Source organism: Azohydromonas lata NBRC 102462, assembly GCF_001571085.1.
Classification (GTDB): Bacteria; Pseudomonadota; Gammaproteobacteria; order Burkholderiales; family Burkholderiaceae_C; genus Azohydromonas; species Azohydromonas lata.
On sequence record NZ_BCTC01000005.1, the window covers coordinates 16034 to 39525 of the forward strand.

At 70.0% G+C, this 23492-nt stretch carries 26 protein-coding genes and 1 tRNA gene; 12 read left to right on the top strand and 15 right to left on the bottom strand.

Going from position 1 to position 23492, the window contains the following annotated elements:
- Positions 1-16: 16 nt before the first annotated feature.
- The 4 genes from ALA01S_RS03285 to ALA01S_RS03300 are packed head-to-tail and all read left to right on the top strand — an operon-like array spanning position 17 to position 4168.
- The gene (locus tag ALA01S_RS03285) at positions 17-892 is read left to right on the top strand and encodes an NAD kinase (protein ID WP_066332005.1); all 876 of its coding nucleotides are present in this window, start codon (positions 17-19) and stop codon (positions 890-892) included.
- Positions 892-2583 carry a DNA repair protein RecN gene (gene recN, locus ALA01S_RS03290; RefSeq protein WP_174548602.1) on the top strand — a complete coding sequence of 564 codons (1692 nt, stop codon included), beginning with the start codon at positions 892-894 and terminating at the stop codon, positions 2581-2583. The genes ALA01S_RS03285 and recN overlap by 1 nt, the downstream gene beginning before the upstream one ends.
- Positions 2580-3485 (top strand): RNase adapter RapZ, encoded by a 906-nt coding sequence (rapZ, locus tag ALA01S_RS03295; protein WP_066332006.1) that lies wholly within the window; start codon positions 2580-2582, stop codon positions 3483-3485. Before recN ends, rapZ begins: the two co-directional genes overlap by 4 nt.
- Positions 3482-4168: an LON peptidase substrate-binding domain-containing protein gene (locus tag ALA01S_RS03300; protein WP_084267172.1), complete on the top strand. Its 687-nt coding sequence runs from the start codon at positions 3482-3484 to the stop codon at positions 4166-4168. Before rapZ ends, ALA01S_RS03300 begins: the two co-directional genes overlap by 4 nt.
- A gap of 321 nt (positions 4169-4489) precedes the next feature.
- Here ALA01S_RS03300 and mutY read toward each other — a convergent pair whose 3' ends face one another.
- From mutY to mutM, 3 genes are all read right to left on the bottom strand, one after another.
- Positions 4490-5569, bottom strand: coding sequence for an A/G-specific adenine glycosylase (gene mutY, locus ALA01S_RS03305; RefSeq protein ID WP_066332007.1), 1080 nt, complete (start codon positions 5567-5569; stop codon positions 4490-4492).
- Positions 5570-5584: 15 nt separating this feature from the next.
- Complete coding sequence (locus ALA01S_RS03310; protein WP_066332008.1) at positions 5585-6652, bottom strand: hypothetical protein; 1068 nt, start codon at positions 6650-6652, stop codon at positions 5585-5587.
- A 108-nt stretch (positions 6653-6760) separates the two neighbouring features.
- Positions 6761-7597: a bifunctional DNA-formamidopyrimidine glycosylase/DNA-(apurinic or apyrimidinic site) lyase gene (gene mutM / locus ALA01S_RS03315; RefSeq protein ID WP_066332014.1), complete on the bottom strand. Its 837-nt coding sequence runs from the start codon at positions 7595-7597 to the stop codon at positions 6761-6763.
- An 88-nt stretch (positions 7598-7685) separates the two neighbouring features.
- On the opposite strand from mutM, the gene ALA01S_RS03320 reads away from it, so the two are divergent.
- From ALA01S_RS03320 to ALA01S_RS03355, 8 genes are all read left to right on the top strand, one after another.
- Positions 7686-9527, top strand: coding sequence for a tetratricopeptide repeat protein (locus ALA01S_RS03320; protein WP_066332238.1), 1842 nt, complete (start codon positions 7686-7688; stop codon positions 9525-9527).
- Positions 9524-10048 (top strand): outer membrane lipoprotein LolB, encoded by a 525-nt coding sequence (locus ALA01S_RS03325; protein ID WP_238455677.1) that lies wholly within the window; start codon positions 9524-9526, stop codon positions 10046-10048. Before ALA01S_RS03320 ends, ALA01S_RS03325 begins: the two co-directional genes overlap by 4 nt.
- Positions 10049-10105: 57 nt before the next feature.
- Positions 10106-11011: a 4-(cytidine 5'-diphospho)-2-C-methyl-D-erythritol kinase gene (gene ispE / locus ALA01S_RS03330; RefSeq protein ID WP_174548604.1), complete on the top strand. Its 906-nt coding sequence runs from the start codon at positions 10106-10108 to the stop codon at positions 11009-11011.
- 36 nt (positions 11012-11047) lie between these two features.
- Positions 11048-11124: transfer RNA gene (locus tag ALA01S_RS03335), tRNA-Gln, on the top strand.
- A 90-nt stretch (positions 11125-11214) separates the two neighbouring features.
- Complete coding sequence (locus ALA01S_RS03340) at positions 11215-12177, top strand: ribose-phosphate pyrophosphokinase (protein ID WP_066332018.1); 963 nt, start codon at positions 11215-11217, stop codon at positions 12175-12177.
- Positions 12178-12285: 108 nt separating this feature from the next.
- Positions 12286-12906, top strand: a complete 621-nt coding sequence (locus ALA01S_RS03345; RefSeq protein WP_066332020.1) for a 50S ribosomal protein L25/general stress protein Ctc — start codon at positions 12286-12288, stop codon at positions 12904-12906.
- A 175-nt stretch (positions 12907-13081) separates the two neighbouring features.
- The gene (gene pth / locus ALA01S_RS03350; protein ID WP_066332023.1) at positions 13082-13759 is read left to right on the top strand and encodes an aminoacyl-tRNA hydrolase; all 678 of its coding nucleotides are present in this window, start codon (positions 13082-13084) and stop codon (positions 13757-13759) included.
- On the top strand, positions 13759-14190 hold the full coding sequence (locus ALA01S_RS03355; RefSeq protein ID WP_066332025.1) for a hypothetical protein: 432 nt from the start codon (positions 13759-13761) through the stop codon (positions 14188-14190). Before pth ends, ALA01S_RS03355 begins: the two co-directional genes overlap by 1 nt.
- An 81-nt stretch (positions 14191-14271) precedes the next feature.
- Here ALA01S_RS03355 and ALA01S_RS03360 read toward each other — a convergent pair whose 3' ends face one another.
- The 12 genes from ALA01S_RS03360 to ALA01S_RS03415 all read right to left on the bottom strand — a co-directional run bounded on the left by ALA01S_RS03360 (position 14272) and on the right by ALA01S_RS03415 (position 23394).
- A complete protein-coding gene (locus tag ALA01S_RS03360; RefSeq protein ID WP_066332027.1) occupies positions 14272-14538 on the bottom strand; it encodes a YfhL family 4Fe-4S dicluster ferredoxin in 267 nt (88 codons plus the stop codon).
- A gap of 53 nt (positions 14539-14591) precedes the next feature.
- Entirely contained in the window at positions 14592-15089 is a 498-nt protein-coding gene (coaD, locus tag ALA01S_RS03365; RefSeq protein ID WP_066332030.1) for a pantetheine-phosphate adenylyltransferase, read from the bottom strand.
- A complete protein-coding gene (gene rsmD / locus ALA01S_RS03370; protein ID WP_084267173.1) occupies positions 15086-15739 on the bottom strand; it encodes a 16S rRNA (guanine(966)-N(2))-methyltransferase RsmD in 654 nt (217 codons plus the stop codon). Before rsmD ends, coaD begins: the two co-directional genes overlap by 4 nt.
- Positions 15736-16515, bottom strand: a complete 780-nt coding sequence (hisF, locus tag ALA01S_RS03375) for an imidazole glycerol phosphate synthase subunit HisF (RefSeq protein WP_066332033.1) — start codon at positions 16513-16515, stop codon at positions 15736-15738. The genes rsmD and hisF overlap by 4 nt, the downstream gene beginning before the upstream one ends.
- Positions 16516-17268 (bottom strand): 1-(5-phosphoribosyl)-5-[(5-phosphoribosylamino)methylideneamino]imidazole-4-carboxamide isomerase, encoded by a 753-nt coding sequence (gene hisA, locus ALA01S_RS03380; RefSeq protein WP_066332035.1) that lies wholly within the window; start codon positions 17266-17268, stop codon positions 16516-16518.
- 68 nt (positions 17269-17336) lie between these two features.
- On the bottom strand, positions 17337-17987 hold the full coding sequence (hisH, locus tag ALA01S_RS03385; RefSeq protein ID WP_066332045.1) for an imidazole glycerol phosphate synthase subunit HisH: 651 nt from the start codon (positions 17985-17987) through the stop codon (positions 17337-17339).
- A gap of 1 nt (position 17988) precedes the next feature.
- Positions 17989-18591 (bottom strand): imidazoleglycerol-phosphate dehydratase HisB, encoded by a 603-nt coding sequence (gene hisB, locus ALA01S_RS03390; protein WP_066332047.1) that lies wholly within the window; start codon positions 18589-18591, stop codon positions 17989-17991.
- A complete protein-coding gene (hisC, locus tag ALA01S_RS03395) occupies positions 18591-19703 on the bottom strand; it encodes a histidinol-phosphate transaminase (RefSeq protein WP_066332048.1) in 1113 nt (370 codons plus the stop codon). Before hisC ends, hisB begins: the two co-directional genes overlap by 1 nt.
- Complete coding sequence (gene hisD / locus ALA01S_RS03400; RefSeq protein WP_066332050.1) at positions 19703-21025, bottom strand: histidinol dehydrogenase; 1323 nt, start codon at positions 21023-21025, stop codon at positions 19703-19705. The genes hisC and hisD overlap by 1 nt, the downstream gene beginning before the upstream one ends.
- A gap of 53 nt (positions 21026-21078) precedes the next feature.
- Entirely contained in the window at positions 21079-21738 is a 660-nt protein-coding gene (gene hisG, locus ALA01S_RS03405) for an ATP phosphoribosyltransferase (protein WP_066332053.1), read from the bottom strand.
- A gap of 14 nt (positions 21739-21752) precedes the next feature.
- Positions 21753-23036 (bottom strand): UDP-N-acetylglucosamine 1-carboxyvinyltransferase, encoded by a 1284-nt coding sequence (murA, locus tag ALA01S_RS03410; protein ID WP_066332056.1) that lies wholly within the window; start codon positions 23034-23036, stop codon positions 21753-21755.
- A 91-nt stretch (positions 23037-23127) separates the two neighbouring features.
- Positions 23128-23394 carry a BolA family protein gene (locus ALA01S_RS03415; protein WP_066332058.1) on the bottom strand — a complete coding sequence of 89 codons (267 nt, stop codon included), beginning with the start codon at positions 23392-23394 and terminating at the stop codon, positions 23128-23130.
- Positions 23395-23492: the final 98 nt, after the last annotated feature.

Below are 23492 nucleotides of genomic sequence, written 5' to 3' on the forward strand. Positions count from 1 at the left end.
TGGTGTAATCCCGCGCATGCCGACCCCCTTCCGTCACGCCGCCATCGTGGGCAAGTACCAGGCGCACGGCATCAGCTCCGTACTCGAGGAGGTGGCGCAGTTTCTGGTCAAGCAAGGCCTGCAGGTTTCGCTGGAACGCAACACCGCCCGCAGCACCGGCCTCACCACCTATCCCGTGCTCGACACCACCGACATCGGCCGCCACTGCGACGTGGCCGTGGTGGTCGGCGGCGACGGCACCATGCTGGGCATCGCCCGCGAGCTGGCCCGCCACAACCTGCCGCTGGTGGGCATCAACCAGGGCCGGCTGGGCTTCATCACCGACGTGCCCATCGGCCACTTCCGCGACGCCCTGGCCTCCATGGTGGCCGGCGACTACGAGGAGGAGCACCGCTCCATGCTCGAAGGCGGCATCTGGCGCGACGGCCGCTGCATCTTCGAGGGCCTGTCGCTCAACGACGTGGTGGTCAGCCGCGGCGCCACCGCCGCCATGGTCGAGCTCAGCGTGCACATAGGCACCGAGTTCATCGCCAACATCCGCGCCGACGGCCTCGTCATCGCCACGCCCACGGGCTCCACGGCCTACGCGCTGTCCGCGGGCGGGCCCATCCTGCACCCGGGCATTGGCGGCTGGGTGCTGGTGCCCATCGCCTCGCACACGCTCTCCAACCGCCCAATAGTGCTGCCGGATGCCGGAGAGATGCGGGTGGAGATCGTGGCCGGAAGGGACGCCTCGGCCAACTTCGACATGCAAAGCCTGGCCAGCCTGCACATAGGCGACCAGGTCCGGATGCAGCGCTCGGCGCACAAGGTGCGCTTCCTGCACCCCGTGGGCTGGAGCTACTACGCCACGCTGCGGCGCAAGCTGCGCTGGTACGAGGGAGTGGTCTGATGCTGCGTCGCCTGGTGCTGCGCGACTTCGTGATCGTCTCGGCGCTGGAAGTGGACTTCGATGCCGGCTTCTCCGTGCTCACCGGCGAGACCGGCGCGGGCAAATCCATCCTGATCGACGCGCTGCAGCTCGCCCTGGGCAGCCGCGGCGACGCCGGCGTGGTGCGCGAGGGCGCCTCGCGCGCCGACATCACCGCCGAGTTCGACACGCCCCCCGCCCTCTCGCCCTGGCTGGAGGAAGCCGGCTTCGACCACGACGGCTCCACCTTGCTGCTGCGCCGCACGCTGGACGCGCAAGGAAAAAGCCGCGCGTGGATCAACGGCAGCGTGGCCACCGTGGCGCAGTTGCGCGAGGCGGCGGAGCTCCTGCTCGACATCCACGGCCAGCACGCCTGGCAAAGCCTCACCCGCCCGGCCGCCGTGCGCGCCCTGCTCGACGGTCAGGCCGGCGTGGACGGCGCCCCGCTCGCCGCGCTGTTCGCCCGCTGGCGCGACGCCCAACAGACGTTGCAGGACGCCCGCGCGCGCCAGGACAGCCTGGAGCGCGAGCGCGAGCGCCTGGCCTGGCAGATCGGCGAGCTCGACAAGCTGGCACCCGGCGAGGACGAATGGGAGCCGCTCAACGCCGAGCACGAGCGGCTGTCGCACGCCCAGTCGCTGCTCACGGCCGCGCGCACGGCGCTGGACGCCCTCTCCGAGGCCGAGCCCAGCGCCGACGCCCTCACCAACCGAGCCATCGACGCGCTCTGCGACGTCACCCGCTACGACGCCCGCCTGGAGCCGGTGGTGGAAGTGCTGCAGGCCGCGCAGGTGCAACTGGCCGACGCGGCGCACAGCCTCAACGCCTACCTGGGCCACGCCGAGCTGGAGCCGGAACGGCTCAACGAGCTGGACGAGCGCCTTTCGGCCTGGATGTCGCTCGCGCGCCGCTACCGCCGCCCGCCCGCCGAGCTGCCCGCGCTGCTGGCGCAGTGGCGCGCCGAGCTGAAGACGCTGGACGCCGCCACCGACCTCGACGCCCTGGAGGCCGAGGTGAAGAAGGCGCTGGAAGCCTGGCGCGTGGAAGCCCAGCGCGTGAGCGCGCTGCGCCGCACGGCCGCGCCGCAACTGGGCTCGCGCGTCACGCAGGCCATGCAGACGCTGGGCATGGCCGGCGGCCGCTTCGAAGTGGGCCTGCTGCCGCAGGAGCAGCCGCAGGCTTTCGGCCTGGAGTCGGTGGAGCTGCGCGTGGCGGGCCACGCCGGCAGCTCGCCGCGGCCGCTGGCCAAGGTGGCGTCGGGCGGCGAGCTCTCGCGCCTGGCGCTGGCCATCGCGGTGACCACGGCGCGCGAGGAAGCCGCGGGCGCGGCCACGCTGATCTTTGACGAGATCGACGCCGGCGTCGGCGGCGCCGTGGGCGACGCCGTGGGCCGGCTCATGAAGCAGCTCGGCCGCGAACGCCAAGTGCTGGCCGTGACGCACCTGGCGCAGGTGGCGGCCTGCGCCGACCACCACTTCGTGGTCAGCAAGGCCGAGCGCAAGGGCGTGACGCTCAGCGACGTGCAGTCCGTTTCCGGCGAGGCCCGCGTGGCCGAGGTCGCGCGCATGCTGGGCGGCGAACGCCTGGCCGGCACCAGCCTGGCCCACGCCCAGGCGATGCTGGACGAGGCCGCGGCCACCGCGCCGGGCCGCGAGCGGGCCAGGCCGCGATGAGCGAAGACCTCCACCCCACCACCCCCGCCCCGCGTGAGGTGGTGCTCGTCACCGGCATCTCGGGGTCGGGCAAGTCCGTGGCCCTCCACGCGCTGGAGGACGCCGGCTACTTCTGCGTGGACAACCTGCCGCCGGAGCTGCTGCCGGCCTTCCTGCACCTGCAGGCCGGGCACGACCGCCACGTGGCCGTGGCGGTGGACGTGCGCACGGCGGGCTCGCTGCCGCGCCTGGTGCCCATGCTCCCGCAACTGCGCGCCGAGGGCGTGCTGGTGCGCCCGCTGTTCCTGGACGCCACCACCAACGCGCTGCTGCGCCGCTTCTCCGAAACGCGCCGCCCCCACCCGCTGACCAAGCGCGCCGCCGACAGCGGCAAGCCCCAGCCGGCGCTGGTGGAGGCCATCGAGATCGAGCGCGAGCTGCTGGCCGGGCTGCGCGAGGTCTCCACCGTCATAGACACCAGCGAGCTGCGCCCCGCCGTGCTGCGCAGCTGGATACGCGACCTGGTGGGCGCGCGCCCGGGCTCGCTCACGCTGGTGTTCGAGTCCTTCGCCTTCAAGCACGGCGTGCCGCTGGACGCGGACTTCGTGTTCGACGTGCGCGTGCTCCCGAACCCGTACTACATCCGCGAGCTGCGGCCGCTGACCGGGCGCGACGCCCCGGTGGCCGACTACCTGCGCGCGCAACCGGAGGCCCATGACATGCTGGAGCAGATCGCCACCTTCCTGCGCCACTGGCTGCCCGCGTTCGAGGACGACCAGCGCAGCTACCTCACCGTGGCCATCGGCTGCACGGGCGGGCAGCACCGCTCGGTCTACCTGGTGGAATCGCTGGCGCAGCGCTTTGCCAGCCACAGCACCGGCGCCGTGCTGCGCCGCCACCGCGAGCTTGACGGGCTGGCATGAGCGCCGACCCTGCCGGCAACGGTCACGCCACCCGCAGCGAGGCGCCCTCGCCCGGCCCGGCCGCCCCGGCCGACCAAACCGCGCTGCCCCTGTTCCCGCTGAACACCGTGCTCTACCCGGGCGGCCTGCTGCCCTTGAAGATCTTCGAGGCGCGCTACCTGGACATGGTGGGCGAGTGCCTGCGCACCGGCAGCAGCTTCGGCGTGGTGGCCTTGCGCGAGGGGCTGGAAGTGCGCCGCCCCGGTGCCGCGGCTGAAACCTTCGAGCACGCCGGTGTGCTCGCGCGCGTGGACGACGTGGACGCGCCGCAACCCAACATCCTGCTGCTGCGCTGCAGCGGCACGCGCCGCTTCACGCTGGACGCCCCGCGCCAGGACAGCGACGGCCTGTGGCGCGCCGACGTCCATTTCCTGCCGGAGGACGCCACCGTCCCGCCCGGCGAGGAATTCCAGGGCGCCGCCAACGCCCTGGCCCGTGCCCTGGAGGCCCTGGAGTCGCAAGGCATGCACCTGTGCGAGGGCGAGCCCAAGCTGGACGACGCCGGCTGGGTGGCCAACCGCTGGTGCGAGCTGCTGCCCCTGCCGTTGAGCGCGCGCCAGAAGCTCATGCTGCTGTCCGACCCGCTGATGCGGCTGCGCCTGGTGGACGACGTACTGCGCCAGCGCGGGCTGGTGACGGGCTGAAGGGAACGCAGGCGCCCTGCTGTCCGGGGAAAGTGCTTGTGCCCCGTCCGCCTGGTGGCAAGGGTGCCTCGCACCCTCGTCCGTCTTGTCGGGATGCTGGCGCACCGGCGTTGGCCCCGGGCCATGCCGCTCGAACGCCATACCCCGGTGTTACTGGCACGCCTGGACCGCTTGCGCCCAGGCGCCCAACGGCAGGTGTTAGACCGTCTAACACCGTGTTCAGGGGGCAGCACCATGCCGGCCGCCGCAGGACTTGCCCCCGGCCGTGTACCCCGCCTGTAGGAGGCCCGCGACCTTGGCCAGCCGCCGGCGCCGCGCCGCTCACCCCCCGTGGCGCTCCAGCAGCTTGCGCACCGGCGCCGGTAAACCCATCTCGAAAGCCTCCTCCACCGACACCCAGCGCCCCGCGGGCAGCAGCGCCTGGGCGGCCGCGCGGGCGGCGGCGTCGCCAGCGGGCAGCTCGTGCAGCCAGGGCTGCAGCACCCAGTCGAAGTGCGTGAGGGCGTGCTCCACGGCCGGCAACGCCTCGCCCTGGCCCGGCAGCGCGGCCAGCAGGCGCTGCAGCGCGGCGGGGTCCTCGTACTCCGGCAGGCTCCACAGCCGCGCCCACACGCCGCTGTCCGGACGCTGGGTCAGCCACAGGCGGCCGTCCTGTTCCAGCCACAGCAGCGCGTGGCTGCGCTGGCCGCGCTTGAGCTTCCTGGTCTTGACGGGATAGCGCGTGGGCTCGCCCTGCGCACGGCCCACGCACGTCTGCTGCAGCGGGCACAGCAGGCAGCTCGGCTTGCGCAGCGTGCAGACGGTGGCGCCCAGGTCCATCAGGCCCTGGGTGTAGGCCTCCATGCCGGTGGCCGGCAGCAGCGCCTCGGCGCACGCCCACAGCTCGCGCTCGGCGCTGGCCTGCGACAGGTCGGCCGAGAAACCCAGCGCACGGGTGAGCACGCGCTTGACGTTGCCGTCCAGGATGGCGGCGCGCTCGCCGAAGCAAAACGCCGCGATCGCCGCCGCCGTGGAGCGCCCAATGCCGGGCAGCGTGGCCAGCACGGCGCTGCTGCGCGGAAAGGCGCCGCCGTGCTGCTCCATCACCGCCTGCGCGCAGCGGTGCAGGTTGCGCGCGCGGCTGTAGTAGCCCAGGCCGCTCCAGAGGGCCAGCACGTCGTCCTGCGGCGCGGCGGCCAGCGCCGCCACGTCGGGAAAGCGCGCCAGGAAGCGGTCGTAGTACGCCAGCACCGTGGACACCTGGGTCTGCTGCAGCATGATTTCCGACAGCCACACGCGGTACGGATCGCGCGTGTTCTGCCAGGGCAGGTCGTGGCGCCCATGCGTGCGCTGCCAGGCCACGACGCGTTCGGCCAGGGAAGGAGAAACGGCCTCGCCGGCCGAGAAGTCTTGGGTTCGCATCGGGGAAGAAAAAGGTCAGGCGGCTCGCGCCTGCAGATGGGGGCTGTCGGCACCCGTCAAGAGAGCTGGGACGTTCTCCAGCCGGCCCAACAGGCGTTGGGCGTGAATGAAGCTTTCCTGCTCCAGCAGCTCCTGCGCTTCGAGCTCGCCGATGCGCTGCTGCAACTCCTCGGTGGCCAGTTGCAGGCGCTGCACGCTGTCGTGGCGGTGCTGCAGCCGCTCGCGCGAGCGCTCCAGCCGCGTCTGCGCGGGCGTCCACAGGGCGTGGCTCCAGCTCTCCAGCTCGGCGGTGGCGGCGTTGAACAGCCGCACCAGGCGTGACTGCAGCATGCGCAGCAGCCGCGTCTGGTGCTGCGGCTGCAGCAGCCGCAGCAGGTTGGTCACACCCAAGTGGCGCGTGTAGGCGCCGCTGAGCACGGTGAGCTCGTCCATGTAGGGCTGCAGCGGCGGGGGCGTCTGCGCCTGCAGCGGCAGCGAGAAGGTGGTGGCGATGGCGCCGTAGCCGGCGGCCATCACGCCGTGGATGTCGTTGCAGCGGCGCTGCGCTTGGGCCAGGCGCAACTGCAGCCGCTGGCTCAGCGCGGCAAAGGCGCGTCCCATCAGCGCCGGGCGCTGCCAGGTGTTGCCGCTTTCCTCGCGCATGCGGCGCAGCTCGGCGTGCAGGGTTTGCGCGTGCAGCCCGGCCAGCAGCTCCTGCGCCATGCGGGCGTGGACAGCGCGCAGGGCATCGAGCCGCTCGCAGCAGTCCTGCAGTTGTTGGGTGTCGTGGTTCACGCGCTGCTGCAGCGCCAGCAGCCGCGCGGCGCTGCGCTCCTGCAGCTCGCGCAGCTCGCCCATGCGGGCGGCCAGGTCGGCCTGGTGTTCGTCCTGCAGCAGGGCCAGCCGCAGTGCCAGCGCGTGGGCCTGGAGCTGCAGCGGCTGGCCCGCCTGGTGGCGCAGCCGCAAGGCGCCGATCAGCTCGACACAGTCCTCATCGAGCAGGTCGTGCTCGCCCAGCACCTGCGCCAGCTCGTCAGCCGGGCAGCCTGGCGGCCGAGGCCACATCGGCACCTCGGTCGAGGAAAAAAAGAGTTTGTCGAGCATGTGCAAGCCAGCAGGCCGGGGATGCAAAGGCCATTGTGGCCCAGCCCCCCCGTGGACACGGGTGAGGCAAACACTTGCTGACAGGAAAGCCACAGGCACTGCGGAAATTCACCGCCGCTGACACCTTGGGCAGAAAAAGGTCGAGCGTTGCGCCTGCACCAGTCGCTGCACGGGGGTGCCGCAGCGCCGGCAGTCCTGGCCTTCGCGGCCGTAGACCCCGGCCTCGTGCTGGAAGGCGCCGCTCATGCCGTGGGCGTCGCGGAAGTCGCGCAGCGTCGAGCCGCCCAGCTCCAGCGCGCGTCCCAGGATGCGGCGCAGCGCCTGCAGCAGCTTCTCGCAGCGCGCCAGGCTCAGCGTGTTGGCGGGGGTGCGCGGGTCGATGCCGGCCTCGTAGAGCGCCTCGCAGGCGTAGATGTTGCCGGCGCCCACCACGATGTCACCGGCCAGCAGCGCGGTCTTGATGGGGACGCTGCGGCGGCTGAAGCCCTCGCGCAGCCGCGCCGCGGTGAGCGCGGGGTCGAAGGGCTCACAGCCCAGCCGCGCCAGGAGCCTGGCGGCCATGCCCGCGTCCAGCGCGGGCGACCAGACCACGGCGCCGAAGCGGCGCGGGTCGGTCAGCCGCAATGTGCCGGCGTCGGTGGCGAGGTCGAAGTGCTCGTGCTTCGTCGGCGCATGGGCTTGCTCCAGCAGGGCCAGCGAGCCCGACATGCCCAGGTGCAGCAGCAGGCCTCCCTGGGGGGCGCCGGTGCCAGCGTCCAGCAGCGGCAGCCAGATGTACTTGCCGCGCCGCTGCAGCGTGCCCACGCGCAGGCCCACGAGCGATTGCGGCTCCACGCCCAGCGGCCAGCGCAGCGCAGCGCCCACGCGCACGGCGCGGACAATGGAACCTTCCAGCCGCGGCGCGACGCTGCGCCGCGTGACTTCGACTTCAGGCAATTCAGGCATCGGCATGATTATCCGCAGCGCTGCCGATGGCCTCGCGGGAGTGGCGGGGTCACCGGCCACCTAGAATGAAAACGCAAAAGGAGTGCTGATGGCCGGATTTGCCTCGCAATGGTTCAAGCGCCCGCTGCGCGCGCAACTGCGCGGCGTGGCCGCCGCCGCCATGCTGTGCACCGCATACGCGGCGCAGGCCCAAACGCAGACGCCGGCGCCGGCCGAGGCCCCGGCTTCCAGCCCAAGTGCAAGCCCGGCTGCGCCGGTGCCGCAGAACTCGGCGCTGGACACGCCGCTGCTCTACCAGTTGCTGGTGGGTGAGATCGTGTTGCGCAACGGCCAGGCGGGCGACGCCTACCAGCTCTACCTGGACGCCGCGCGGCGGCTGCGCGACGAGGGGCTGTTCCGCCGCACGGTGGAGATCGCGCTGCAGGCCCGTGCGGGCGACCAGGCGCTGCAGGCCGCCAAGGCCTGGCGCCAGGCGCTGCCGCAGTCCGGCGAGGCACTGCGCTTCGAGCTGCAGTTGCTGCTGGCGCTGCACCGCGGCAACGAAGTGGCCGAGCCGCTGCGCACGCTGCTGGAGCGCAGCCCCGACGCCGAGCGCCCGGGCCTGATCGCCACGCTGCCGCGGCTGCTGCAGCGCCAGGACCAGCCGCGCGAGACGGCGCAACTGCTGGACAACGTGCTCAAACCCTACCTGGAGCGGCCGGACACGCGCACCATCAGCCGCGTGGCCCAGGGCAGCGCCTGGTTGTCCGCGGGCGAAGCGCAACGCGCCCTGTCGCTGGCGGAACAGGCGGCGGCCGACGATCCGAACTCGCCCGCGCCGGCCCTGCTGGCGCTGGAGATGCTGCCGCGCCAGGTGGCGGCCGACGCGCTGGTGCGCCGCTACATGGAGCAGCCGCAGGCCGAGCCGGCGGTGCGGCTGTCGTATGCCCGCACCCTGAGCGCCATGCAGCGCTACGGCGAGGCGGTGCAGCAAGTCGAGCTGGTCACGCAGGCCAAGCCGGATGTGGCGCCGCCCTTCCTGATGTTGGGCGCGTTGCGGCTGGAGCTGCGCGAGCCCGCGCGCGCCGAAGTCGCGCTGCAGCGCTATCTGCAACTGGTGCGCGAACAGGGCGCCAGTGCCAACGAGGAAGGCGAGGACGAGCCCGCCGACGAGGCCCGCCAGCGCGGCGTGACGCAGGCGCAACTGCTGCTGGCCCAAGCGGCCGAGCAGCGCGGCGACATGGCGCAGGCCGAGCGCTGGCTCGCCGGCATAGACGACCCGCAGCGCCTGGTGGAAGTGCAGGCGCGCCGCGCGCTGCTGCTGGCGCACCAGGGCCGCGTGGACGAAGGCCGTGCCCTGCTGCACGCCCTGCCTGAGCGCAGCGAGGAGGAGGCGCGCGCCAAGCTCATGGCCGAGGTGCAGTGGCTGCGCGAGCTCAAGCGCTGGGACGAAACCTACAAACTGCTGGCCGCGGGCAACCAGCGCTTCAGTGCCGATCCGGACCTGCTGTACGAGCAGGCCATGGCGGCCGAGAAGCTGGATCGCGTGGACGAGATGGAGCGGCTGCTGCGCCAGGTGATCACGCTCAAGCCGGACCACCAGCACGCCTACAACGCGCTGGGCTACTCGCTGGCCGAGCGCAACCAGCGGCTGCCGGAGGCGCGGCAGCTCATCGCCAAGGCGCTGGAGCTGGCGCCGGGCGACCCCTTCATCATCGACAGCTTGGGCTGGGTCGAATTCCGCATGGGTAACACGCAGGAGGCCCTGCGGCTGCTGCAGCAGGCCTACACGGCGCGGCCGGACATCGAAATCGCCGCGCACCTGGGTGAAGTGCTGTGGACGCTGGGCCGGCGCGACGAGGCGCTGCGCGTGTGGCGCGAAGCCCGCGGGCGCGACGGCAGCAACGAGCTGCTGCGCGCGACGCTGGCGCGATTGAAGGTCGACTTGTGATACGCCGGCGCCGGCTGGCCGCCGCGCTGCCGGCGGTGCTGCTGGCCGCATGCGCGCAGCCCCCGCGCGCCGTGGCGCCGGACATGGTGGCCGGCCGCCTGGCCGTGCAGGTGGACGCCTTCAACGAGGCCCCGGCGCGCAGCTTCAGCGCCGCCTTCGAGCTGCAGGGCAATGCCGAGCGCGGCCATCTGCAGCTCACCTCGCCCTTGGGCACGGTGCTGGCGCGCGCGCAGTGGATGCCGGGGCAGGCGCTGCTGCAGACCTCGCAGGGCGAAAGCCGCGACGCCAGCCTGGACGCGCTCTCGGAGCGCATGTTGGGCGAGCCCATGCCGCTGGCCGCGCTCATCGAGTGGCTGCATGGCCGACCGTGGCCCGGTGCCCCGGTGCAGCGCCTGGCCGACGGCTTCGAGCAGCTGGGCTGGCGCATCGACCTCAGCCGCTATGGCGACGGCGTGCTGCTGGCGCAGCGGTCGCAGCAGCCGGCCATAGGGGTGCGGGCGCGGCTGGATCAGAATCCCTGATTCATTTTTGAGTTCTTGCCGGCCTGCCCGGCGGCTTTGCCTCCATCGCCCATGTCCTTGCGCGCGCTCTACGACGTCCCTGCCCCCGCCAAGCTGAACCTCTTCCTGCACGTGGTGGGACGCCGCGAGGACGGTTATCACCTGCTGCAGTCGGTGTTCGTCCTCATAGACTGGAGCGACACGCTGCACTTCGAGCTGCGGCACGACGGGCAGTTGCACCGCCACGACCTGGGGCCGGCGTTGCCGGAAGACGATCTGTCTCTGCGCGCTGCGCGGCTGCTGCAGCAGCGCAGCGGCACGGCGCTGGGGGCGGACATCTTCGTGCTCAAGCGCGTGCCCTGGGGCGCGGGCCTGGGCGGCGGCAGCTCCGATGCGGCCAGCGTGCTGCTGGCGCTCAACCGCCTCTGGGGCTTGAACTGGAGCCGCGCGCAACTGCTGGAGCTCGCGCCGCTGCTGGGGGCGGACGTGCCTTTCTTCGTCGGCGGGCGCAATGCGTTCGTCGAGGGCATTGGCGACCGCCTCACGCCGCTGGAGGTGCCGGTGGAGCGATTCGCCGTCGTCAAGCCACCTGTGGAACTCCCTACGAAGAACATTTTTTCGAGCCCCCTGTTGTCAGGCCGAAAAACCGATGCTATAGTCGCGTTCTTTCCTGCAGACGACGTGACGCACACGATCTTGCAGCCAGGCTTCGGTCACAACGACTTGCAAGCCGCCGCTGAAGATCAAGCTCACGAGGTAGCGCAAGCTGCCCAGTGGTTGCGGGCCCGATACGGCAATAGCCGAATGACAGGTTCCGGAAGCGCAGTGTTTGCAAGAATAAAAAAACGTGCTACAATCGATGTCTCGCTTACGGCGACAAAGTTAGAAGATGATGCAAGTGCACTGGCATCGCTTCCGACGAAGTGGGCGGGAAGGTTGTGCAGCAGTTTGAGCCGTCATCCATTGGATGGCTGGGTCGGCTGACAAGTTTCAGGTGCTGGCGCGAGCCGGAACCGGTGTAGGGGAGTCGCCAAGTTGGTCAAGGCATCGGATTTTGATTCCGACATGCGAGGGTTCGAGTCCTTCCTCCCCTGCCAAATAAATAAGTAGTGTCATCACCCAAGCTTGCGGCGCCGCTTTGACGGCGCCGCTTCGCTTCCAAAACCCGTTTCGACGGAGCGCGCATCGTGTTGTTCAATACCGTGCTGTTCACCGGCAACGCCAATCCGTTGCTGGCCCAGGAAATCGCCACCCACCTGGGCGTCGAAGTCGGCAAGGCTTCTGTCGGCCGCTTCTCCGATGGGGAAGTCACCGTCGAGATCCAGCAAAACGTGCGTGCGCGCGACGTGTTCGTGGTGCAGTCCACCTGCGCTCCGACCAACGAGAACCTGATGGAACTGCTCATCATGGTCGATGCGCTCAAGCGTGCCAGTGCACGCCGCATCACGGCCGTGATGCCCTACTTCGGCTACGCCCGCCAGGACCGCCGTCCGCGCTCCACCCGCGTGCCCATCAGCGCCAAGGTCGTGGCCAACCTGCTGGAGACCGTGGGCGTCGAGCGCGTGCTGACCATGGACCTGCACGCCGACCAGATCCAGGGCTTCTTCGACATCCCGGTGGACAACATCTACGCCTCGCCGGTGCTGCTGTCCGACCTCAAGAGCCGCAGCTACACCGATCTGGTGGTGGTGAGCCCGGACGTCGGCGGCGTGGTGCGCGCCCGCGCCCTGGCCAAGCAGTTGGGCTGCGACCTGGCCATCATCGACAAGCGCCGTCCCGCCGCCAACGTCTCCGAAGTGATGCACGTCATCGGCGAGATCGAAGGCCGCAACTGCGTGATCATGGACGACATGATCGACACCGCCGGCACGCTGGTGAAGGCGGCCGAAGTCCTCAAGGACCGCGGCGCCAAGAACGTTTACGCCTACTGCACGCACGCCGTGTTCTCCGGCCCGGCCATCGACCGCATCCAGAACTCGGCGCTGGACGAGGTGGTGATCACCAACACCATCCCCATGAGCGAAGCCGCCCGCGGCTGCCGCAAGATCCGCCAGCTCTCCGTGGCCTTCCTGTTCGCGGAGACCATCCGCCGCATCTCGGACGGCGAATCGGTGACGTCTCTGTTCGCCGAGCAAAACAATAATTTCTGATGAATGAGCGGGCTCCCTTGCGGGAGCCCTTTTCGCATGGCGGGCCTCTCGGCCCGTTTACACCTTGGGCAGCCTGGTCGCGGGTGCCCGATTCACTTGGAGTGAAGCATGAAATTCGTCGCTTTTGAGCGCACCCTGCAGGGGACCGGAGCGAGCCGCCGCCTGCGCATTGCTGGCAAGGTGCCTGGCATCGTTTACGGCGCCGGCGAGCCCGCCACGATCGAGCTGGACCACAACGCCCTGTTCCACGCCCTGAAGAAGGAAGCTTTCCACAGCTCCCTGCTGGAAATGGAACTCAACGGCGAGACCTCCAAGGTCATCCTGCGTGACTACCAGATGCACGCCTGGAAGCCCATCGTGATGCACATCGACTTCCAGCGCGTGGACGAAACGACCCGCCTGCACAAGAAGGTGCCGCTGCACTTCACGAACGAAGAGAACTCGCCGGCCGTCAAGACCGACAAGTGCACCATCGCTCACGTGACCACCGAGATCGAAGTCGAGTGCCTGGCCGCCCAGCTGCCCGAATTCCTGACCGTGGACCTGGGCGAGCTGGTCAATGGCCAGTCGCTGCACGCCTCCGACCTGAAGCTGCCGGCCAACGTCAAGCTGGTCAACCGTGGCCGCAACCCGGTGATCGTCGTGGCCAACCCGCCCAAGGCCGAAGAAGAGATCGTGGCTCCGGTGGTTGCCGCCGCTCCCGCCAAGGGCAAGAAGGGCAAGAAGTAATTGCCTGGGGCCTCTCACGGCCTCTACCTTCTCGAAAAAGCCCCGCCCAGCGGGGCTTTTTTACGTGCGCGGCCCGCAGGCTCAACTGTGCGCCGCGCCGCTTCGCGGCTTGCGCCGCCGGGCCTGATGCCCTGCCCGCGCCGGCCTGCACATCCGCCTCGCGATAATCCACACCATGATTCGACTGCTGGTGGGCCTGGGCAATCCCGGCCCGGAATACGAGGACACGCGCCACAACGCCGGCTTCTGGTGGGTGGACGCCGTGGCACATCAGTTGCGCACGACGCTGGTGGCCGACCGCAGCTACTGGGGCCTGGTCGCGCGGGTCAACCGCCCCGAAGGCCCGCTGTGGCTGCTGGAGCCCCAGACCTACATGAACCTGTCCGGCAAGTCCGTGGCGGCGCTGGCGCGCTTCTTCAAGATCGCGCCGGAGGAAATCCTGGTTGCGCACGATGAGCTGGACGTGCTGCCCGGCCAGATGAAGCTCAAGCGCGGCGGCAGCCACGCGGGCCACAACGGCCTCAAGGACATGCAGGCGCAGCTCGGCAGCGCCGACTTCTGGCGGCTGCGGCTGGGCATCGGCCATCCCGGCGTGAAGGCCGAGGTCGTGAACTACGTGCTGAAAAAACCCTCGCCCACCGACCGCGAGGCCATTTACGCCTGCATAGACAAGTCGCTTCAGGCGCTGGACCTGCTGCTGGCGGCCGACATGGAGCGCGCCACCATGAAGCTCAACGCCCGCCCGCCGCGGCCCAAACCGCCCAAGCCGGCGGCAGCACCAGCCGCCGCCGCGACGCCCGCCGCTCCTGCTGCCAGCGGTGAGGACGGCGTGAACAAAGGCAGCGTCTCCTGATGAAGCGCGTGCTGCTGCCCGCCTTGCTGCTGGCGGCCGCCACCGCGGCCTCGGCACAAGCCGTCTACCGCTGCGGACCGGACGGCAGCGACTACCGCCAGACGCCCTGCCCCGGCGGCCAGGCGCTGAACGTGGCCGACCCGCGCACCGACGCGCAGCGCAGCGAGGCTGCCCAGCGCACACAGCGCGATGCGGAACTGGCCCAGGGGCTGCGGCAGCCGGCGTCGGCCGCCGGCACGGCAGCATCTTCGCCGGCACGCCTGGCCAAGCCTGCTGCGCCACCCGCCGCAGACCACAAATCGGCCAACAGCCGCCACCACGGCAAGCGGCATCGCGCCGCTGCTGAAAACGCCCGCACGGCCCGCACGCCGGTGGAGCCCAAGCCCGCGAAACCGTCAAAAGCGGCCAAGCCGGCAGACGCGCAGCCCTGAGGCCTGCCGGGCGTCGCCAGCCAGCGCCAGAAATGACAAAGGCCGGCAGACCGCCGGCCTTTGTCGTTGGAAAGCGTCAGATCAGCCCGCCGATGCCGCCGTCGCGGCCTGCAGCCGGCGGTACTTGGCCCACAGCGATTCCTTGTCTTCCACGCGCTGCGGGTTGACCGGGATGCAGCTCACGGGGCAGACCTGCACGCATTGCGGCTCGTCGAAGTGGCCCACGCACTCGGTGCAGCGCTCCGGGTCGATCTCGTAGAACTCCACGCCCAGCGAGATGGCCAGGTTGGGACATTCGGGCTCGCAGACGTCGCAGTTGATGCACTCGTCGGTGATCATGAGCGCCATCAACGCTCTCCTTCTTACTTCAGTGATGTGGGGGACGGTGGCCTGATGCAGCGTCAGGCGCGGCTCACGCGTTCCTGCAGGCGGCGCAGGACCGAGGGTGCCACGAACTTGGAGACATCACCGCCCAGGGTGGCAATCTCGCGGACGAAGGTGCCGCTGACGAACTGGTACTGGTCGCTGGGCGTGAGGAACAGCGTCTCCACGTCCGGCATGAGCTGGCGGTTCATCCCCGCCATCTGGAACTCGTACTCGAAGTCGCTCACCGCGCGCAGGCCGCGCACCACCACCTTGCCGCCGTGCTCGACCACGAAGTCGCGCAGCAGGCCGCGAAAAGCGATGACTTCCACGTTCGGATAGGCCCGCGCCACCTCGCGTGCGATCTCCAGCCGCTCGTCCACGTTGAACATGGTGCGCTTGTGGTGCCCGGCGGCCACGGCCAGGATGAGCCGCTCGAACAGCCGGCTGGCACGGCGCATGAGGTCCTCGTGGCCCAGCGTCAGCGGATCGAAGGTGCCGGGATAGACGGCGGTGAGCCGCGTGGTGCTGGTCATGGCTGGGCCTCCGTGGCAGAAGCGGTGCCGCCCGCGTGGTCGTCGCGCTGCAGCAGGTGGAAGAACACGGCGCCGGCCCGCCCTTGCCGGTGCAGCCGCAGCCCCGCGGGCGCCTGCGTCAACGCCACCGGCGCCTCCAGGTAAATGAACCCATCCGACGCCAGCAGCGGGCGTGCCGCCGCGATCGAGGCGTCGAACAGGTTGGCGTCGAAAGGCGGATCGATGAAGACCAGCTCGAAGCTGCCCGGTGCCGCACTGCGCATCCAGGCGATGGCATCAGCCTGCCGCACGTCCATTTGCGAGGCCTTCAGGCGCTGCTGCGACGCGCGCAGGCTGGCCACCAGTTGCGTGTCGCGCTCCAGGAGCGTGACCTGGGCCGCGCCGCGCGAGGCGGCCTCGAAGCCCAGCGCCCCGCTGCCCGCGTAGGCGTCCAGCACACGCCAGCCGGATAAATCCTGGCCCAGCCAGTTGAAGAGGGTTTCGCGCACGCGGTCCGGCGTGGGCCGCAGCCCGGGCTTGTCGGCCACGGGCAGCTTGCTGCGCTTCCACAGCCCGCCGATCAGCCGCACCTCGCGCGGCGCGTTAGCGGTGGCTGCAGCAGAGCGGGACGCGCCGCCGCGCGCCTCGCGCGTCGGCGCGTGGCTTTTCATGGCCGGACCGGAATCCCGTCGCGCGCCAGCAGCGCCTTGGCCTGCGCCACGGTGAACTCGCCGTAGTGGAAGATGCTGGCCGCCAGCACCGCGTCGGCGCCGCCGATGCGAATGCCTTCGGACAGGTGCTCCAGCGCGCCCACGCCGCCGGAAGCGATGACGGGCACGGGCACGGCGTCGCTCACCGCGCGGGTGAGCTCCAGGTTGAAGCCGATCTTGGTGCCGTCGCGGTCCATGCTGGTCAGCAGGATTTCGCCCGCGCCGTACTCGGCCATCTGCCGGGCCCAAGCGACGGCGTCCAGGCCGACGTTCTTGCGCCCGCCGTGGGTGTAGACGTCCCAGCCGGGGCCGCGCGCGGCGAGGTCCTCGCCATTGCGCTCCTTGGCGTCTATGGCCACCACGATGCACTGCGCACCGTACTTCTCGGACGCATCGCGGATCACCTGCGGATTGGCCACGGCGGCGGAGTTGAAGCTCACCTTGTCCGCGCCCGCGTTGAGCAGCCGGCGCACGTCTTCCACGGTGCGCACGCCGCCGCCCACGGTCAGCGGAATGAACACCTGAGAGGCCACGGCCTCGATGATGTGCAGGATGAGGTCGCGCCCGTCGCTGGTGGCGGTGATGTCCAGGAAGGTCAGCTCGTCGGCGCCCTGGTCGTTGTAGCGCGCGGCGATCTCCACCGGGTCGCCGGCGTCGCGCAGCTCCACGAAGTTCACGCCCTTGACGACGCGCCCACCCGTGACATCCAGGCAGGGAATGATGCGTTTGGCGAGCATTTAGCGGGCGACGCCTTCGAGCAGCTCGTCGGCGCGCTCCTGGGCCTTGGCGAAGTCCAGCGCGCCGGTGTAGATGGAGCGGCCGCAGATCACGCCCTCCACGCCCTCGCTGTACACCTCGCACAGCCGCTCGATGTCGGTCATGTTGGACAGGCCGCCGGAGGCGATGACGGGCACCGACAGCGCCTGCGCGAGCTTGACGGTGGCGTCGATGTTGATGCCCGTGAGCATGCCGTCGCGGCCGATGTCGGTGTAGATCACGCCTTCGACGCCGTAGTCCTCGAACTTGCGCGCCAGGTCCACCACCTCGTGGCCGGTGAGCTTGCTCCAGCCGTCGGTGGCGACCTTGCCGTCCTTGGCGTCCAGGCCCACGATGATGTGGCCGCCGAAGGCGCTGCAGGCGTCCTTGAGCAGGCCCGGGTTCTTGACCGCGGCGGTGCCGATGATCACGAAGCTCAGGCCGTCGTCGAGGTAGCGCTCGATGGTGTCGAGGTCGCGGATGCCGCCGCCAAGCTGCACCGGGATCTCGTCGCCCACCTCGGCGAGGATGGACTTGATGGCAGCCTCGTTGACGGGCTTGCCGGCGAAGGCGCCGTTGAGGTCCACCAGGTGCAGCCGGCGCGCGCCGGCGTCAACCCAGCGCCGCGCCATGGCGGCCGGGTCCTCGCCAAACGTGGTGGATGCATTCATGTCGCCTTGTTGAAGGCGCACGCATTTACCGTCCTTGAGGTCGATGGCGGGGATGAGGAGCATGGCTCGGCAGAGCAATTAGGGGTTGGAAAGGAAAACCGATTTCTCGGTACTTCGGAGCTTGGGGAGCTTCAGGGCTTCCAGAGCAGGAAGTTGCGGTAGAGCGCCAGGCCGTGGGCCGCGCTTTTCTCCGGGTGGAACTGGGAGGCAAAAATGTTATCCCTGGCCACCACGCAGGTAAAGCTGCCACCGTAGTCGGTTTCACCCGCACTGTGAGCAGCGTTTTCAGGCACGGCGTAGTAGCTGTGCACGAAATAGAAATAGGCCTCGTCGGGCACGCCGGCCCAAATGGGGTGCGGCTGCGTCTGGCGCACCTGGTTCCAGCCCATGTGCGGCACCTTGAAGCGGCTGCCGTCGGCCTGCAGCCGGCCTTCGAGCTGGAAGCGGCGCACGCGGCCCGGGATCAGCCCCAGGCCCGGCGTGTCCTGCTCCTCGCTGTGGTCCAGCAGCATCTGCATGCCCACGCACACGCCCATGAGCGGCTTGCTGGCGGCGGCTTCCAGCACGGCCTCGCGCAGGCCGGAGTCGGCCAAATCACGCATGCAGTCGCGCATGGCGCCTTGGCCCGGCAACACCACGCGCTCGGCGGCGCGCACTTCCTCGGGACGCGAGGTGATGATGACGTCCAGGCCGGTGCCCTCGGCCACGTGCAGCACGGCCTGCGACACCGAGCGCAGGTTGCCCATGCCGTAATCGACGACCGCGACGGTGCGGTTGCTCATCTCAGAGACACCCTTTGGTGGAAGGAATCACGTCGGCGGCGCGCTCGTCCACCGTCCAGGCCATGCGCAGCGCGCGTCCAAACGCCTTGAAGATCGTCTCGCACTGGTGGTGCGCGTTGACGCCCTTGAGGTTGTCGATATGCAGGCTCACCAGGGCGTAATTCACGAAACCCTGGAAGAACTCGAACACGAGCTGCGTGTCCAGCGCGCCAATCGTGGCGCGCGTGAACTCCACGCCCATGTGCAGCCCCGGGCGGCCGGAGAAGTCCACCACCACGCGCGAGAGCGCCTCGTCCAGCGGCACGTAGCTGTGGCCGTAGCGGGTCAGGCCCTTCTTGTCGCCCACGGCCTTGGCCACGGCCATGCCCAGGGTGATGCCCACGTCTTCCACGGTGTGGTGGCCGTCGATGTGCAGGTCGCCCGCGCATTCGACTTCCAGGTCCACCAGGCCGTGGCGGGCGATCTGGTCGAGCATGTGGTCGAAGAAGCCGATGCCCGTGGCCAGCTTGGCCTGGCCGCTGCCGTCGAGGTTGATACGCACGCGTATCTGCGTTTCCTTGGTATCGCGCCGGACTTCGGCGATACGGGGCTCTCGGGACGACATCACAGGCTCGCTTTCAGGGCGTCGATCATCAAACGGTTTTCGGCGGGCGTGCCCACCGTCAGGCGCAGGCAGTTGTCCAGCAGCGGGTGCAGCGCGGAGACGTTCTTCACCAGCACCCCGCGGGACTTCATGCCCTCGAAGGCCTTTTTCGCATCCGGCACGCGCACCAGGATCATGTTGGCCTCACTGGGATACGCCCGCGCCCCGGGCAGTTCCCGCAGTTGGGTCAGCAGCGCGGCACGCTCCTCGCGCAGCACGGCCGCCTGGCGGGCGAACTCGTCCGCATGCTCCAGCGCGAACAGCGCCGCTTCGGCGTTGAGGGCGCTGATGTTGTAGGGGGGGCGCACCTTGTCGATCTCGTGCACCAGCGCCGCGGCGCCGGCCATGTAGCCCAGGCGCACGCCGGCCAGGCCGAACTTGGAGAGCGTGCGCATCACCAGCACGTGCGGGTGCTGCGCCATGCGCTGCATCCACGAGCGCGAGGCAAAGGGCTGATAGGCCTCGTCGAACACCACGAAGCCGCTGCCCAGCGCGCCCACGGCGTCCACGATGCGCTGCACCACGGCGTCGTCAAAGAGGTTGGCGGTCGGGTTGTTCGGGTAGGCGATGTAGGTGATGGCGGGCCGGTGCTCTTCGATGGCGGCCAGCATGGCGGCCTCGTCCAGCTCGAAGTCGGCCGTCATCGGCACGCCCACGAACTGCAGGCCCTGCAGCCTGGCCGACATCTCGTACATCACGAAGCCGGGCAGCGGCGCCAGGATCTTGGCGCCGGGCCGGTCGCAGGCCAGCGCCAGCAGCGAGATCAGCTCATCGGACCCGTTGCCCAGCATCAGCGCGCAGCCCTCAGGCAGCTCGACGTACCGGGACAGCGCCGCGACCACGTCGCCCACGCAAGTCGTCGGGTAGCGGTTGATGGCCACTTTGCCCAGGCGCTCGCCCAGCGCCGCCTGCAGCGGCTGCGGCAAGGTAAAAGGGTTTTCCATCGCGTCCAGCTTCACCAGGCCACGGCTGTCCTGGATGGCGTAGGCGTGCATGGACTGCACGTCCTGGCGGATGACGCGCTGCATCAGCGCCTGCAGGGAATCCGTCGTGGGGGTCTTGGGGGCCGTCATCACACGCCCTCCTTCTTGAGGCGGAGCTCCGCGGCCTGCGCGTGGGCCTGCAGCCCTTCGCCGTAGGCCAGCTCGGCGGCGATGCGGCCCAGCTGCTGCGCGCCCTGCTCGCTCACCTCGATGAGGCTGCTGCGCTTCTGGAAGTCGTAGGTACCCAGCGGCGAGCTGAAACGCGCCGTGCCGGACGTCGGCAGCACGTGGTTGGGCCCCGCGCAGTAGTCGCCCAGGCTTTCGCTGGTGAACGCGCCCAGGAAGATGGCGCCGGCGTGGCGCAGCAGCGGCTCCCAGCGGTGCGGCTCGCTGGAGCTGACCTCCAGGTGCTCCGGGGCGATGCGGTTGCTGATCTCGCAGGCCTCCTCCATGGAGCGCGTGTGGATCAGCGCGCCGCGGCCTTCCAGCGAGGCGCGGATCACGTCCGCCCGCGGCATGCCCGGCAGCAGCCGCTCGACGGCCTCGCGCACCTGCGCGATGTAGGCCTCGTCGGGGCACAGCAGGATGCTTTGCGCCAGCTCGTCGTGCTCGGCCTGGCTGAACAGGTCCATGGCCACCCAGTCCGCCGGCGTGCTGCCGTCGGCCAGCACCAGGATCTCGCTGGGCCCGGCAATCATGTCGATGCCCACCTGGCCGAAGACGCGGCGCTTGGCGCTGGCGACGTAGGCGTTGCCCGGGCCGGTGATCTTGTCCACGCGCGGGATGGACGCCGTGCCGTAGGCCAGCGCCGCCACGGCCTGCGCCCCGCCCACGGTGAAGGCGCGATGCACGCCGGCCACGTAGGCCGCGGCCAGCACCAGCGGGTTCTTCTCGCCCTTGGGCGTGGGCACCACCATCACGATTTCCGGCACGCCGGCCACGTGGGCGGGAATGGCGTTCATCAGCACGCTGGACGGATAGGCCGCCTTGCCGCCGGGCACGTAGATGCCCACGCGGTCCAGCGGCGTGACCTTCTGGCCCAGCAGCGTGCCGTCCTCGTCGCGGTAGCTCCAGCTCTTGCCGCTGGCTTCGAGCTGGCGCTCGTGGTAGCTGCGCACGCGCTTGGCGGCGAACTCCAGCGCTTCGCGCTGCGCGGGGGTGATGGCGTCGAACGCGGCCTTGAGCTCCTCGCGGCCCAGCTCCAGGGCGGCGACGCTGTCGGCCTGCACGCCGTCAAAGCGGGCGGTGAACTCCAGCACGGCGGCGTCGCCGCGGGTGCGCACGGCCTCGATGATCTCCGCCACGCGATGCTCGATCGCGGCATCGGTCTCGGCCGACCAGTGCAGCACGCGCTGGAGGGCTGATTCGAAATCCGCGGCGGCGGTGCTGAGGTGGCGCAGCTGGAGGCTCATGGGATGGACGCAGTGGTTCCGGTTGGTGGAGAAAACTGGAAAGGTTGAAAGGGTCAGGCGGGGATGGCGCCGGCAAAGGCGTCAATGAGCGGCCGCAGCCCGGCGCGCTTGAGTTTCAGCGCGGCCTGGTTCACGACCAGCCGAGAGGAGATGGGCATGATCTGCTCGACCTCCACCAGGTGGTTGGCGCGCAGCGTGGAGCCGGTGGACACCAGGTCCACGATGGCGTCGGCCAGCCCGGTGAGCGGCGCCAGCTCCATGGAGCCGTAGAGCTTGATCAGGTCCACGTGCACGCCCTTGTCGGCGAAGTGCTGGCGCGCGATGTGGGTGTACTTGGTGGCCACGCGGATGCGCGAGCCCTGGCGCACGGCGGCGGCGTAGTCGAAATCGGAGCGCACGGCCACGCTCATGCGGCAGCAGGCGATGCGCAGGTCCAGCGGCTGGTACAGGCCCGTGGCCAGCTCGCCGCCCGCGTGCTCCAGCAGCACGTCCAGGCCGGCCACGCCCAGGTCCGCGCCGCCGTACTGCACGTAGGTGGGCACGTCGGTGGCGCGCACCAGCACCACGCGCACCTCGGCTCGGTTGGTGGGCAGGATGAGCTTGCGCGACTTCTCCGGGTCCTCGCCGACCTCGATGCCCGCGGCGCGCAGCAGCGGCAGCGTTTCTTCGAAGATGCGGCCCTTGGATAGCGCCAGGGTGATGGTGTCGTTCATGGGATGACTACGGCTCAGGCCTTGACGCGCTCGATGTCCGCGCCGACGGCGCGCAGCTTCTCTTCCATGCGGTCGTAGCCGCGGTCGAGGTGGTAAATGCGGTCCACCCGCGTCTCGCCCTGGGCCACCAGGCCGGCGATGACGAGGCTGGCCGAGGCGCGTAAATCCGTGGCCATGACGGTGGCACCGGAGAGCTGCGGCACGCCCTGGATGACGGCGGTGTGGCCGTCCACCTCTATCCTGGCGCCCAGCCGCAGCAGCTCGTTCACGTGCATGAAGCGGTTTTCGAAGATGGTCTCCGTCACCTTGGCGGCGCCTTCGGCCATGCAGTTGAGCGTCATGAGCTGCGCCTGCATGTCGGTCGGGAAGGCCGGGTATTCGCTGGTGCGAAAGCTCACGGCCTTGAGCCGGCCGTCGCCGCGCACGCGTATCCAGTCGGCGCCGGTTTCCATCTGCACGCCGGCCTCGCGCAGCTTGTCCAGCACGGCGTCCAGGTGGTCGGGGCGCGTGTTCTTCAACAGCACGTCGCCGCCGGCCGCGGCCACGGCGCAAATAAAAGTGCCGGTTTCGATGCGGTCGGGGACGATGCGGTGCGGCTCGCGCGGGGCGTGCAGCTCGGCCACGCCCTGGACGCGGATGCGGCTGCTGCCGTGGCCCTCGATGCGCGCGCCCATGGCGATGAGCATCTCGGCCAGGTCGATGACTTCCGGCTCCTGCGCCGCGTTCTCCAGCACCGTCTCGCCCTCGGCCAGCGTGGCGGCCATGAGCAGGTTCTCGGTGCCGGTGACGGTGACCATGTCGGTGGTGATGCGCGCGCCCTTGAGGCGGCCGTCGCTGGTGGCGACGATGTTGCCGTGCTCCACCGCGATGGTCGCGCCCATGGCCTGCAGGCCCTTGATGTGCTGGTCCACCGGGCGCGAGCCGATCGCGCAGCCGCCGGGCAGCGACACCGTGGCGCGCCCCAGGCGGGCCAGCAGCGGGCCCAGCACCAGGATGGAGGCGCGCATAGTCTTGACCAGCTCGTAGGGCGCCACGGGCTCTATGCCGGCGCGGGCGTCGATGAGCACCTCGTCGCCGCCGGGGGTGCCGCGTTCGCCGCACCAGTCGGCGGCCACGCCCATGGTGCGCAGCAGCGCCAGCGTGGTGCCCACGTCGCGCAGGCGCGGCACGTTGGCCAGGCATACGGGCTGCGCGGTCAACAGCGCGGCGCAAAGCTCAGGCAGCGCCGCGTTCTTGGCGCCGGAGATGACGATCTCGCCCTTCAGGGAGCGGCCGCCGCGGATCAGGAGTTGGTCCATGCTGGGAATGCGGGCAAGGCGGCTCGGCGGCGGCGAAGGGGCTGGCGCGGTCGCCGCGCACGCCCACCGCGGCGACAAGGCCGCGTAGGCGTCAGTGGTGGTGGTCTGCGGAAGGCTGCTGCGCGGCCCATTCGGCCGGCGTCAGCGTCTTCATGGACAGCGCGTGGATTTGCTGGCGCATGCGGTCGCCCAGGGCGGCGTACACACGCTGGTGGCGCGCAATGCGCGAGAGACCTTCGAAGGCGGCGGACACGATGGTGGCGAAGAAATGTTCGCCATCCCCCTCCACCGCCAGGTGCGAACAGTCGAGGCCGGCAGCGATGTAGCTGCGGACTTCGTCAGGGGTGGGATTGGCCATGGTGGCGCGATTCTAGCGGGGCGCGCCAAGCTCCCCCGGCATGCTGGGCCATCTCCCGGGCTTCAACCCGTAACCAAGTCCTTGAAAAACGGCTGGAA